Source organism: Pseudomonas sp. Lb2C2, assembly GCF_052112205.1.
Classification (GTDB): Bacteria; Pseudomonadota; Gammaproteobacteria; order Pseudomonadales; family Pseudomonadaceae; genus Aquipseudomonas; species Aquipseudomonas kilonensis.
This window is the reverse complement of the sequence record NZ_JAUTYW010000012.1, coordinates 1-13,709: the sequence shown is the minus strand read 5'-3', so window position 1 is coordinate 13,709 and position 13,709 is coordinate 1. Positions and strand designations below refer to the sequence as shown.

General features: G+C 58.7%; 9 protein-coding genes. 6 read left to right on the top strand and 3 right to left on the bottom strand.

What is annotated here, in order from left to right; translation table 11 throughout:
- Positions 1-7: 7 nt before the first annotated feature.
- Together Q7F16_RS28560 and Q7F16_RS28555 are read right to left on the bottom strand one after the other, a co-directional pair.
- Entirely contained in the window at positions 8-637 is a 630-nt protein-coding gene (locus Q7F16_RS28560; RefSeq protein WP_014338979.1) for a response regulator, read from the bottom strand.
- Complete coding sequence (locus Q7F16_RS28555; protein ID WP_409555343.1) at positions 634-3,630, bottom strand: sensor histidine kinase; 2,997 nt, start codon at positions 3,628-3,630, stop codon at positions 634-636. Before Q7F16_RS28555 ends, Q7F16_RS28560 begins: the two co-directional genes overlap by 4 nt.
- 231 nt (positions 3,631-3,861) lie before the next feature.
- On the opposite strand from Q7F16_RS28555, the gene Q7F16_RS28550 reads away from it, so the two are divergent.
- Positions 3,862-6,762 carry a sensor histidine kinase gene (locus Q7F16_RS28550; protein WP_409555344.1) on the top strand — a complete coding sequence of 967 codons (2,901 nt, stop codon included), beginning with the start codon at positions 3,862-3,864 and terminating at the stop codon, positions 6,760-6,762.
- Positions 6,747-7,808, top strand: a complete 1,062-nt coding sequence (locus Q7F16_RS28545; RefSeq protein WP_014338982.1) for an HD-GYP domain-containing protein — start codon at positions 6,747-6,749, stop codon at positions 7,806-7,808. Before Q7F16_RS28550 ends, Q7F16_RS28545 begins: the two co-directional genes overlap by 16 nt.
- A gap of 32 nt (positions 7,809-7,840) precedes the next feature.
- Here Q7F16_RS28545 and Q7F16_RS28540 read toward each other — a convergent pair whose 3' ends face one another.
- Positions 7,841-9,091 carry an MFS transporter gene (locus Q7F16_RS28540; RefSeq protein WP_409555345.1) on the bottom strand — a complete coding sequence of 417 codons (1,251 nt, stop codon included), beginning with the start codon at positions 9,089-9,091 and terminating at the stop codon, positions 7,841-7,843.
- 378 nt (positions 9,092-9,469) lie between these two features.
- Here Q7F16_RS28540 and Q7F16_RS28535 point away from each other — a divergent pair, with 378 nt between their 5' ends.
- The 4 genes from Q7F16_RS28535 to Q7F16_RS28520 all read left to right on the top strand — a co-directional run bounded on the left by Q7F16_RS28535 (position 9,470) and on the right by Q7F16_RS28520 (position 13,420).
- A complete protein-coding gene (locus tag Q7F16_RS28535; protein WP_046062838.1) occupies positions 9,470-10,489 on the top strand; it encodes a substrate-binding domain-containing protein in 1,020 nt (339 codons plus the stop codon).
- 165 nt (positions 10,490-10,654) lie between these two features.
- Positions 10,655-11,080, top strand: a complete 426-nt coding sequence (locus tag Q7F16_RS28530; RefSeq protein ID WP_014338985.1) for a YciI family protein — start codon at positions 10,655-10,657, stop codon at positions 11,078-11,080.
- 23 nt (positions 11,081-11,103) lie between these two features.
- Positions 11,104-11,511, top strand: coding sequence for a VOC family protein (locus Q7F16_RS28525; protein ID WP_014338986.1), 408 nt, complete (start codon positions 11,104-11,106; stop codon positions 11,509-11,511).
- 166 nt (positions 11,512-11,677) lie between these two features.
- Positions 11,678-13,420, top strand: coding sequence for an OPT family oligopeptide transporter (locus Q7F16_RS28520; RefSeq protein WP_409555346.1), 1,743 nt, complete (start codon positions 11,678-11,680; stop codon positions 13,418-13,420).
- Positions 13,421-13,709 lie beyond the last annotated feature (289 nt).

The following is a 13,709-nucleotide window of genomic DNA, read 5'->3' as shown; positions in this document are numbered from 1 at the left end:
CGTCGTTTCAGACCAGCCCTTCATTCAAGGCGTAGCGCACCAGGTCTGTGCTGGTGGCAAAGCACATCTTCTCCATCAGCCGAGTCTTGTGGGTGCTGACGGTTTTATTGCTGATCACCAGTTGTTCGGCGATTTGGTTGACGCTCAGCCCTTGAGCCAGCATGCGCAGGATCTGGAATTCACGTGAGGTCAGGCTCTGCGCAGCGTTTTCGGGCGTTACACCGCTGCTCTGGAGTGCGATCTGCTCGGCCAGTTGTGGGTCCAGGTAGCGCGCCCCGGTGCTCACCTTGCGGATCGCTGCCAGCAGCGCTTCCGGGTCGCGGTCCTTGGTCATGTAGCCTGAGGCGCCGGCGCGCAGCGCACGTTGGGCAATGTGGGCTTCATTGTGCATGCTCAAGATGAGCATCGGCAGCTTGGGGTAATGGGCGTGGATACGGCCAATCAAATCTTCGCCACTTGAACCGGGCATGGTCATGTCGAGCAGTAGCACGTCGACGTCTGTGTGGCGCAGCAACTCCAGGACCTGGGCACCATTTTCCGCTTCCGCCACCACGGAAAAATCCTTGACCAGCGCGAACAGCTGCTTGAGGCCTTCGCGCATGATCGTGTGATCGTCGGCCACCATTAAACGGATCATGAGTCGTGACTCCTTGAAACAGGTACGCGCAGTTGAACGGTAGTACCGCTGCCGATGCTGCTGGATATGGTGGTGGTCCCTCCCAAAGTCAGGCCCCGTTCGCGCATGCCCAGCAAGCCGAGGGTCCTGGACGATTGTTCACGTTGCTCAAAGCCTTTGCCGTTGTCGGTGATTTCCAGCGACCAGCCATTGTCGCCTTGCTCAAACGTGATGTTGACCCGGGTGGCTTCGGCGTGCCGGGCAATGTTGGTCAGCGACTCCTGGGCGATTCGAAATGCAGCGGTTGCGCTGGCATCGTCCAGGCGGATTTTCGGCGGATGAATCTGCAGGTTGCAGTCGATGCCCCATTGCTGCTTGAACGTGTCGGTCAACCATTCCAGTGACGCGGCGATACCCATGTTGAGAATGGAAGGGCGCAGGCTGGTGGAAATATTCCTGACCACTTGCACCGTTTGGTCGATCAGTTGCAGCAGGCGTGCGACTTGTTCACCGAGCTGGGGCAGTTGCTCGCCGTACTGGAAGCGCAGCAGCGAAGTGCCCATGCGTATTGCGGTCAGATGTTGCCCGAGTTCATCGTGGATCTCCTGGGCGATCAGTTTGCGTTCCTCTTCCCGCGCACTTTCCCGACTGGACATCAATTGGCGCAGTTGCTTGTTGAGCGATGCCAGGCGCAGTTCGGCCAGGCGCAGCTGTGATATATCGCGAACGACAGCCAGCACGGTGGCAATTTTCCCCTGGATGTCTTGCTCCGGCACGAGACTGATGTGATAGACGCGTTGCAGTCGATGCTGCTCGGTGAGCACATACTCATGCTCCAGGGGCTGGCCCTTTTCCACGGCTTCGATGACGGCTGCACGGAATAGTTGGCTCTGCAGGTTTTTCGGCAGGATCTCGAGCAGGTCCTTGTGCAGCAAGTCGATCTGCGGACGATCCAACCAGATTTCCAATGCCGGATTGATGAACAACAGTTCTCCCGTGCGACTCAGTCGTGCAATGCCATCAGGCGAGTTTTCAACCAATGTGCCGATTTCCTGCTGCCGGGCCAGTTCGTTGCGCTGGGCCTCTCGGATATCGGTAATGTTGCGAGCAATGCAGACCAGGCGATGCAAGCGCCCATTTGAATCGGCTACGGGCACCAGGTTGAAGTGGACAACGATTGAGTGTTGACCGCAAGGCAGATGCGCATCCAGCTCGATGGGAGCACCCACGGCGATGCAGTGCAGGCAGATAGCCTCGACAATACTTGCGGCTTCTTTTTCCAGGCATTGGCCCAACGGTTGGCCGATCATGTCCGAATGACTCTTGGCGAGCATCTCGCACAGCTTTGGATTGGCCTCCAGGCAACTGAGTTGCTGGTCGGCATCCACAGCGAGCAGGCAAAGCATGTCTTGTGAATGATCGAAGACTTCGCGGTAGCGACGTTCGCTTTGGGCCAGGTGGCTGTGGGCTGAGCAGCGTTCCCAGGCGATGGCGCCGATATGACTGGCCATTTGTGCATGCTTGCGGTCCTGCTCGCTCAGCTGGGTTTCACCGCCGACGAACAACAGGATGACGCCCAGCGTGACGCCGGTCTTATTGATCACCGGTTCTACCCAGCAACCCCGGTAGCCTGCCTGCAAGGCGGGCTGGCTGAAAGCAAGGTCAGAGGCATCGTGCCTTAAATCACGTATGGAGCGAGGGTGCTCGAACAGCCCGGGATGTCGATCAAGGTCTTCGGCCAGGCAGGTTTCAATCAAGGATGTGTCCGTCGGGGGGGCGCGAAGGGAATCGTCGCCGGGCACGGCCTTGAAAGCCATGGCGTTGCGAAACTCGGGTGTCAGGATTTCCAGGTAGGCGCTGAGCAGCGGCAGCACCTCAAGCAGCGTGTCGTTAGTGACCATCTTCTGGAAAATGGCAGAGCGCGCATTTTCGGCGCGCTCCTGGCGGCGCAACGCACTGATATCCTGGGCCGTGACAAGCGCTCCGCAAAGCTCGCCTGTTTCGTCATGCTCCGGCGTCAGGTTGCACAGGAAATCCACGGAGCGACCTGAATACGGGTCCTTGCTTTCCAACAGGAACGTGCTTGCTGCGCCGGTAGATAACGTGAGTTTTACTTGCGTGCGAAAGTACTCGTCGAGCTGATCGGGTGTCGAGGTGCGTTCAGTGATGTGAGTGTTGGGAAAGCCACGAGCGCGTTCAAGCTCGGGGTTGGCATAGATTTGTTGTCCCAGCCGGTTGTAGCGAAGGATGATGTTTTGTGAGTTTTTGGCCAGTGACAGGTACTTTTTTTCGTTATTGAACAAGGCCTGGCGCAGGGCAAGATGTTCACTGATGTCTTCAAGCTGCGACACAAAGTAAAGCGCCTTTGCATCGGGGGTACGGGCGATACCTACCGTTAATCGTGCCCACAGTGTGCTGCCGTCTTTACGAATGTAGCGTTTTTCCAGTGTCAGGCTGGTGCGCTGCCCCTGGATGAGCCTGTTTAATTCGTCCTTGCTGACATCGGTATCGTCCGGATGAGTCAGCCGCTGGAAAGACGTCGCGCGAAGTTCTTCTTCGGTGTAGCCAAACATCTGGCACAACATTCGATTGGCAGCGATCCATTCCCCGCTCATTCGCAGCAAGGCCAGACCCGTACCAGCGGAGTCGAACGCCAAGCGATAATCCTGCTCGGCAAGGTGGATGTGTTCGGCGCGGTGGATTTTTACCAGGTACGTGGATTGTTGCGCTTTGTAGTCGAGCTTCACACTCAGCGTGTCGCCACCGGCCGACATGCCCTGGAAATGCCAGCTACCCTTGAGTCGAGCATTGGTGATGTGCTGTTCAAAAGTCTGCGGCTTGAGAGAAAACAGGGAGGGTAAGGGAACCAGGGAAGCGGCGGTCTCGCTTAACCCCAGCAATCCGCTGGCGCAGTCATCCATGATGAGCAGCGCCCCCTGGGCATCCAGCAACAAGACACCCACGTCGTCCGCATCCTGCGTGTCCGGTGTTGCTACCGCAATGGCTGAATCCATTCGCCCATCCTCTGGCAACTCGTTCTTGAGCATAGCTTAAGTCTTGAGAGCTAAATCGAGTGTTCGACTATGGTCATAGGGCTGCTCACGGGTTTTGATCAATGCTTGGTATACCTGCAGGGTTTTGCCCACGGACGAACGGAAGGGGGTTACCTTGGACAGATATCAAGGATGAGACCACAATGATGTCGCTGTGATATCAATTGTGTGGCCGGCGCAACGAGCGTATCTATGCAAGCAGCTTCAAAGAAGAGGGTCAGTTTACGCAGATGGATCTGGCGGGCGTTTGCCAGTACCAGCCTGTTGCCGCTCGTCTTGGTGGAAGGCGTGCTGATTACCACTTATTTCATCACGAACCAGTCCATTCGAAACTCCCAGATCGAGCACCTGCATCAAAGTGCAACCCGCGACATTCAGGTATCGGTTCAGCAGAATGCGCTGTTGGTGCAAGGACAATTGGAGCAGGTTCACAAAGCGATCAGTCTTTATGCCAAGTCCACTGAGCATGAACTCACCGAAAACCAGCCTCCCGTGGCGGCATCGCTTTCAGTAAGTGCCGATGGTGTCCGTTACAGCGCAGCAAACGACGGGGCGTCCGCCTCGTATTATTCGAATGTCACCCCGCTGAAAAAGCAGGACCTCTACAAGATATCGCTGCTGGCGAATCAGGACTTCATGATGAAGCAGTTGAAGGACGGGGATCCTCTGATTGCCAGCATCTATTTCAATACGTGGGACAGCTATAACCGGATTTATCCCTGGTTTAATACGCTCGAGCAGTACCCACATGATATGGACATCCCCCAATACAACTTCTACTACTTGGCCGATGCAAAACATAACCCTGATAAAAAAGTAGTCTGGACCGATGTCTACCTGGATCCCGCCGGCCAGGGGTGGATGATGTCTGCCATTGCGCCGGTCTACAGCGGCGACTTCCTGGAGGGCGTAGCCGGGATCGACGTAACGGTCGATGGCATCTTGAAGCAAATAGAACAGTTGAAGATGCCTTGGGGTGGCTACCTGATGCTGGTCAACAATAAGCTCGATATCATGGCCGTGCCCAAGGCGGGGCAACGTGATTTTTCCCTGCGAGCCGCTGAGAACCAGCCCGCTGGAGAGCCGGTTGATCACGAGCGCTTGCAATCGCCGGATTTGAACCTCATTCGTTATCCGGACCTCGCCAGTCTCAATAAGAACTTGCCGGGTCATCCAGAGGGCATCGTTGCGCTGACGTTGAATGGACGGCCTCACCTGGTCGCCTGGAGTGAGATCCCCACCACCGGCTGGCTCTTGTTGGCGGTAGTGGACGAAGCGGCGGCGATGCAGGAAACCAATCTGCTTGCCAGTCATTACCGCGAAGTGGGGTACCTGTTGGTCGCGGGGCTGGTTGTGTTCTATGCCTTGTTCTTTGCCTTCATGTGGTGGCGTACACGTGACCTCAGTCGCCAGTTGAGCACGCCGGTGCAAGGGGTTTCACGCATGATGCGAGAGATCGGCCGGGGTAACTGGCAACCAGCGGCAAGTCCTTCCGATATCACCGAACTTTGGTCAATGTCTGACCAGGCACTGGGGATGGGCAGGCAGTTGGCCCAGGCCGAATTCATTCGCAGCTCCACACAGCAGCGTCTGGAGTTGGTCATGGAGAGTTTTGCCGAAGGGCTCTGGGAGTACTACCCGAAACGGCAGCGTTTTATTCTCAAGGGTGCCCTGTGCCAGCGCTTTGGCTTTGCCGCCAATGAAGTGCCGATGGCGAGATTGCTGGAGAGCATTCCCGTTGAAGATCGGCAAACCTTCACCCAGTTTCTGGAGGAGGCCAGGGGCAGTGCAAGCGTGGCGCCGGAAGTGGAGTTCCGGATCAGGGACGTGCATGGAAAGCTGATCTGGATCCTTTGCCGGGGCCGTACGCTGGAACCCTCGCGGCTGGATGATTCCAGTGTCGTGGTCGTGGCGTGTGTCGACATCACGACACTCAAGCAGACCCAGTTGGACCTGCGGGAGAAAACCCTGGAGGCAGAGGCCGCCAGTACTGCCAAGTCCAAATTCATCTCCAGCATGAGCCATGAGCTGCGTACGCCATTAAATGCGATCTACGGGTTTGCCCAGTTGGGGCTCATGCAGTCGCCTGCCCCGGCATTGGAAGAGACAGCCAACCTGCAGGAAATCATCAAGGCCAGTGAACACCTCATGCAGTTGGTTGACGATCTGCTGGATCTCTCCAGCTTGCAGGCCGAGAAGCCACTGCTGGATCTCAAGCCCGTACACGTGGCAAGCCTGTTATCCAACTGCGCTGACATGGTCCAGCAGCAAGTCTCGGCGCATAGCCAGACCTTGTACATCAATGCTCCCCTGGATACATGGCACGTCTGGGCGGATATGCGTCGCCTCAAGCAAGTCCTGATCAATCTGTTATCCAATGCAATCAAGTACAACCGGCCCGGTGGAAGCGTCACTCTGGGGGCCTTGGTTGTCGAGGACGGAGCCAGGCTGCGTCTTTATGTGACGGATACCGGCATGGGTATTTCCCCGGCTTTGCAGGGCGAGCTTTTCAGGCCCTTCCAGCGTTTGGGTAAAGAGAACTCGTCCATCCAGGGGACTGGCATTGGCTTGGTGTTGTGCCGAGACCTGGCGCTCCTGATGCACGGCACCATGGGCTTTGAAAGCCACGTCGAAGTCGGGACGACTTTCTGGATCGACCTGTGCTCGGCGGCGTTTCCTGCGCCGGGGAACGAGTCCAAAGTGTCGACGATAGCCTTGCCACGCGTGCTGTTGGTGAGTAACGACCCCAAGGATGGTGAGGTGGTTCGAGAAGCGTTAATCGGCGATTTCGAGTTGGAACGGGTCGATACCTTGCCCGAAGCCGGTCTCGTGCTTGATGCCACGGCGATCAGCGTATTGATCGTCGCCACTGCCGACCCAGTGCCCGTGCTGAACACTTTTTTCAGCGGCTTGCGCACGCGTATCGCAAAGACTGCCATGTCGATCGTCGTGGTCCGTGCGGCCGTCGATCACGCTTCGGTTGACCAGCTTGAATGCCAGGCCATCGTCTCTTCTCCGTTGGAGAGGCAGAGTATTCGTAGTCTGGTATTGACGCTCACCACGGGGAGGGCGGATGTATGTTTGCCAAAGTAAATGCGCAAAGCAGGATCGTCATTATCGATGACGTGGCCACCAATCTCCGGCTTCTGGATTCATGCTTGCGAGCCGTGGGCCTGCAGAACATCACGACATTCAGCGACTCTGCCGAAGGACTGGACTGGCTGCTTTCGAACGCCTGGGACCTGCTGTTGTTGGACCTGGACATGCCCGCACCCGACGGCTTTGAGATCCTTGATCGCCTCAATACACGTGACCGCACGGAGTCACCGGTCATCATCGTGACGGCCTTGAGTGATCAGCAGAACAGGCGCAAAGGACTGGAAAGGGGCGCCAACGACTTCATCTCCAAACCCATTGATCTGCCTGAAGTGCTGCTCAGGGTGCGTAATTGCCTGGAGCTGGCGCAGGCGGCCAAACTCCTGCGCGACGTCAATGTTGAGCTCGAGCGCAAAGTGGAGCTGCGCACGGCCCAGTTGGCTTCCAGCTACAAGGCGATCAGCAGCAGCTTGAGTCGAGCAGCCAGCTATCGCGATGACGATACGGGGCAGCATATTGTCCGTATTGGCGAGTCCGCGGCTTTGTTGGCCAAGGCAATCGGCATGCCCGCTCAATGGTGTGACCTCATGAGGATGGCTGCACCGATGCACGATGTTGGAAAAATTGGCATTGTAGATGCCATTCTGCAAAAGCCTGGAGCGTTGACGCCGCAGGAGCGGGCGATCATGCAGGAGCATGCCCGCATTGGTTATGAAATCCTGCATGACCCAGAGGGCTCTCCGTTGACGGACCTGGCAGCTGAAGTTGCCCTGTCGCATCACGAACGTTGGGATGGCACCGGCTATCCCAAGGGATTGCAAGGCAAGGAGATCCCGTTATCGGCAAGGATTGTGGCGATATGTGATGTGTATGACGCCATAAGGATGCCTCGAGCCTATAAGCAGGCTTGGGATGTCGAGCGTTCCAGGCGTTTCATCATCGAGCAAGCCGGTACCCAGTTTGATCCTTTCCTGGTGGATGTCTTTTGTAATCTCTTTGACGAAGTAGATCGCTTGCGCCTGCCTGATGCGCGGGAGGGCTGATGTTCCGCGTGCTGCCTGGCCAAGGAGCGCGGTCAGAAAGCGGTTTTCTTGAAGCGGCGAGCGGGCACGCCCCGATAGAATGACAAAATGGCGAGCCCCTGCACGATGACCGCTCCTGCCACGACGGCGACGATGGCGTGATTCGAATCGCTGAAGAGGGAGCGCACCAGGCCGAAAAAGGCCGGGGCGAAGGCGTAGGTGGCCTGGCTGATCGCGATCATCAGGGCGATCACCCTGGCGGTTTGTTCTCGGCTGAACTCGGTCTGGGCTATCAGTGGCGGCAAGGAGGTGGCATTGCCAATGCCCGAACCGATCAATACCACGGCTATCCAGGCCACTGTCGGGTGAAGGTCCAGGCCCAGAAGCATCAGCGTGCCCAGCATCTGGACGGCATAACCGAGGCAGGCCAGCTGTCGGCGGTTCATGCCTTGGATCATCAAGCGTGCGGCGACGTATCGCCCGCCCATCGCACTGGCAGTGGCCAGACCCATGGCGAAGGAGGCGTCATGCGCCCCCATGCGACCCACCAGGATCGAGTACAGGTGCGCGATCAAGCCGATCTGGGCGAACAGCCCCAAGGACATGCCGGCTGCCAGGGTGCGGAAACTTGCCGACCTGAGGGTCTGCTTTGCGGTCCACGGCGTGGCGCTGGCGCTGACCGGCACGGGGTCCGACTGGTCTGCATGGTCGGGATGTTGTCCCAGGCTTTGTGGGCTTTTGTTGAAGACCAGGAAAGCGAAGACGCCTATGAGCAACACGGCGACGATGCTGATCACCAGCGCCGCCGTGGTAAAGCCGAAACGCTCGATCAGCAACACCCACAGCGGCGCAAAGATCACGCCACCCAGACTGGCGCCGTTGTAGGCCTTGCCCAGGGCCTTGGGTCTTTCCTTGACGTACCACGGCGCGATCAGGGTATTAACGGCTGCGGCACCTAATGTCACCCAACCGATACCCGAGCAGACGGCGCCGGCATACAGCACCCCTAGCTGGTTGGCTTGAGCCCAGATGTTCACGCCGATGCCCAGGACGATGCTGCCCAGCAGGGTGATGGTGGGTATCCCGAAGCGTGCGTAAAGGCGTGGCAGGTTAGCGATGACAATCGTGCCGCTGAGAAAGTGCAAGGTTACGGCAGCCGAGACCTGGGCGATCGGCCAACCCGTGCGCTCCATGACCGCTTGCATATAAATCGGCGGGCCATAGAACCCGATCCCCCAGCCGATAATCGCCAGGATGAACGTGCAGGCCAGTACGGTTTTTCCAAAAAAGCGGGTGCGTGTCATCGCCATCTCCTCCATGTTTGGCTCATAGACTATGGGATCGACAGGTTCCTCACTTCGAGGTGCATCGAACTATGGATGTCGTGCGAGGACCGGGGCTGGAGGGATGTTACAAACTTACTATTCCCCTTTCGGGTTGATGACGGCAGAAGCGACTATCCTTGCGGACACTGCATCCGAACACTGTATCCATAAAAAAGAGACGCCATGACACATTATGATCGCGCCATCGGCTCCCGACCCGGTATCACATGTGGTGATCGAACCTGTAAGGCCAGGTCCCGGTTGCTCAAGATGATTTCAATGACGGCTTTCTGTCTCTTCACGGCAACGCCCGGATACGGCCAGGATCTGCCGGCAGCGACGGACGCCACGGTTACGGTGAATCAAGCACAGGAAATGGTTGCCAAGGCCACCCTCGGCGCCGTTCCCTGGAGTGGCCCTGAATCCGGCCCGCGCGCCCAGCGTGGCAAGAGTATCGCCATTGTTGCAGAAGATATGCGCAACGGAGGTATTGTCGGTGTCGCCCAGGGCGCTCGCGAGGCCGCCAAGGCGATGGGCTGGACGCTGAGGGTATTCGATGGCGCCGGTTCCCCTGATGGGCGTGCAAAGGCCTTTGCCGATGCCCTGGCGGCGAACCCCGATGGCCTCATTCTGTGCGGTGCCGATGCCCTTGAAAACAAGGCGGCGCTGGCCGTCTTCGCCGACAAGGGCGTGCCAGTGGTGGGCTGGCACGCCGGGGAGCGGCCCGGGCCGATTGATGGGACGCCGATGGCCATGAACGTCACGACCGACCCGCTCGAAGTGGCTCGCATCACGGCCATGGCGGCAGTGGCGCAGTCGAACGGAAAGGCCGGGGTTGTCATCCTGACCGACTCCAGATACAGCATCGCCATGGCGAAAGCCAAGGCCATGGAAAACGTGATTCGGGCCTGTCGGGAGTGCTCGTTGCTGGAGGTGCGTGATGTCGCGATCTCCGAAAGCCGCGAGAAAATGCCGGCGATCACCACGGAACTGCTCCAGCGCCATGGCAAGCGCTGGACCCATACGCTGGCCATCAACGATATCTATTTCGACTACGCGGTGGCCACCTTGGCCAGCGCCGCGATACCCCGCGACGGCATCAGTCTGATGTCGGCCGGTGACGGGAGTGCTTCGGCGTTCTTGCGCATACAGGAAAAAAACTACCAGACCGTCACCGTGGCCGAACCGCTCAATGTGCATGGCTGGCAGGTGATCGATGAATTGAACCGACTGATGGCAGGTCAGCCGGTGAGCGGTTTCGTGGCACCGGTTCACTTGGTCAATGCCGACAATATCACCTTGGACGGCGGGACGAAGCTCCTGTACGACCCCAGCAACGGTTATCGAGACATCTATCGATTCCAGTGGAATCCCTGAGCGCTGGACGTGGCTTCACGGCCAGGGAGCCTGGGTCTCCCAGGCCGCCAACGGCGTATCGAAAAATAATGGCGTCGACCTGTCGATTTCGACCATTGCCATTCGATTAGTCCGTAGAGCCGCCACACGGACGGCTTGATCCATCCATTCTCAGGAGAAAAAAGCATGCGATTTATGGTGATCGTCAAGGCCAGCCTAGAGTCGGAAGCCGGAGAAATGCCCAGCGAAGAACTGCTGGCCGCTATGGGCGCCTACAACGAAGAACTGGTCAAGGCCGGGGTGATGCTCGCCGGTGAAGGCCTGCATCCCAGTGCCGAGGGCGTGCGCGTGCAGTTTTCCGGCAAGAACCGGACTGTCATCGACGGGCCCTTTGCTGAAACCAAGGAGCTGATCGCCGGTTTCTGGATCTTCAAGGTCCAGTCATTGCAGGAGGCCATCGACTGGGTCAAGCGCTGCCCGAACCCGATGGTCAGCGACAGTGAAATCGAGATCCGCCAGATATTCGAGGTCGAGGAGTTCGGCGAGTCCTTTACCCCCGAATTGCGCGAGCAGGAAGAACGCTTGCGGGCGCAGATGTCCGGCCAATCGTGAAGCCGGTTACAGGAGATCCCACCATGAGAATCATTCCTTACCTGACCTTCAACGGTAACTGCAAGCAAGCCTTCGCTTTGTATGAGGAGGTACTGGGCGGTGAGCTGTTTTCCATGTCTTTTGCCGAGGCCCCCGAGGAAACCGGGATGCCCAAGGATCCCAATCTGGTCATGCACACTTGCCTGACCGTCGGCGCTTTCAGCCTGATGGCTTCCGATTGCCCGCCAGGCCAGCCATATAGCAAACCACAAGGCGTTTCGGTATCCCTCAATGTCGACAGCGTGGAGGAGGCCGAGCGGCTGTTCAATGGCTTGAGTGCGGGTGGCAGTGTGTATATGCCCCTGGAGAAAACCTTTTGGGCGGAACGCTTTGCCATGTTCGAAGACCGTTTCGGGATTGCCTGGATGGTCAATTACGAGGGGGGGAAATAAGTCGGGCGCAGCCCATGGGTGGACGACTCGGGTGAACCTTGCGCCAATACTGCGTTCACTTATTGAGGTGCCGTTTTAAGTGGTCCTGTGGGAGCGAGCTTGCTTGCTCCCACAGGGGGCCAGTCTGAATCTGACGGCTGCCCTCCAGTGCCGACAAGGACTTCGCATGCATCCAACCTCGTCCACATTCCCCTTGACCACCACCGTCGAACGCGAGCTCAGTCCGCGTGCGGTCAGTACGGGAATCGTCCTCGGTATTCTGCTGACACCTTCCAATGTCTACGCCGGGTTGAAGATCGGTTGGTCGTTCAATATGTCGATCATTGCCCTGCTGATCGGTTATGGCATCTGGCAAGGCCTGGCCAGTCGATCGGTGGGTCGACTGCCCTGGACCCTGCACGAAAGCAACATCAACCAGACCGTCGCCTCTGCCGCTGCGTCGATCATTTCCGGTGGGCTGGTCGCGCCCATCCCGGCCTACACCCTGCTGACCGGCCAGCAGTTGGACGCCATTCCCATGGTGGCCTGGGTCTTTTCGGTGAGTTTCCTGGGGATTTGGATTGCCTGGTACCTGCGGCCCTCATTGCTCAATGACAAGGCGCTGAAATTTCCCGAGGGCATGGCGACCCTGGAAACCCTGCTGCATATCTATAACCACGGCCACGAAGCCGCGACGCGCTTGAAGGTGTTGCTCAGCGCCGCGTTGCTGTCCGGGCTGGTCAAGGCGGTCGACACCTTCATGTGGACCATCCCGCGCTGGTCTCCGAGCGCCCAACTGGAGCGCCTGACGTTTACCGCTGACCCTTCGCTGTTGTTAGTGGGGTTCGGCGGAATCATCGGTATACGCGTGGGCCTGACTTTGCTGCTCGGAGCCTTGCTGGCGTGGGGCGGGCTGGCGCCGTGGCTGTTGGAGCAAGGCTTGGTGCAGTTGCCGCACGGCAGCAGCGGCCCGCAGTTCGCGGCGCTGGTGGAGTGGTTGCTCTGGCCGGGGGTGAGCCTGATGGTTTGCTCGACCCTGGCCTCGTTGGTGATTCGCTTGTGGGCACTGCACCGGTCCACCCTGGCGGGCGGCGGGGCGATCTGGACGATACCCAAGCCTGGGCCTGCCACCGGTTTTGTACTGTCGATCATCCTGGTGGTGAGCCTGCAGGTGCTGTTGTTCGGCATCAATCCATGGATGGCCTTGCTGACCATTCCCTTGGCGATCTGCCTGGCGGCGGTGGCCGCCCGAGTGGTCGGCGCCACGGGCATTCCGCCGATCGGGGCCATCGGCCAATTGTCCCAGTTGAGCTTCGGCATCGTTGCCCCGGGGCAGGTGCCGATCAACCTGATGAGCGCCAATACTGCCGGTGGTTCGGCAGGGCAGTGCACCGACTTGATGAACGACTTCAAGGTAGGTCGGGCGATCGGCGCTACGCCGCGCAAGCAGCTGATCGCCCAGACCCTGGGGATTTTCGTCGGTAGCATCGTCGGGGTGTTGGCTTACCTGGCCCTGATCCCGGACCCGCAAACCATGCTGCTCACTGAAGAGTGGCCGGCCCCGGCAGTCGCCACCTGGAAGGCCGTGGCGCAAACCCTGACCCTGGGCCTGGATTCATTGTCAGCGAGCATTCGCTGGGCGATTTTCATCGGTGGCCTGGTCGGCTTGTTGTTGGGGATCCTCGACAGCCTGCTGCCGGGGCATCGGGCCCGGTACCTGCCAAGCACGGCGGCCTTGGGACTGGCTTTCGTCTTGCCAGCCTCGGTGTCCCTGATGATGGCCCTCGGTGCGCTGTTGACATGGCTGGTGAGTTGTCGTTGGTCGAGCCTTACGGAACGCTTTGCCATTACCGCTGCGGCGGGGTTGATTGCCGGGGAGAGCATTACCGGGGTGGGGGCGTCGTTGTGGCAGATGCTTGGGGATGGGTGAGATGGAGTAACTATCGACGGTTGGTCTGGTCAATGCGATGGTCGCGCTTCAGAGTGGTGTGTATATCCGTTTCTGCGGTAACGGCCACTTAGGGTTCCGCCCTGACGGCGGCTCACTTTTGAAAAGCGCAAAAGTAAGCAAAACGCTTCTGCCCCACCACTTGGCACCTCGCCTAGGCTCGGTGTGCCCTCACTCCGGCATTGCTCCGTGGGCCGCCGCGAAGGGCCATCCATGGCCCAGCGCGGCTATCCCGGCATCCATGCCGGGATGCCCACTGCGCAATGCCTGC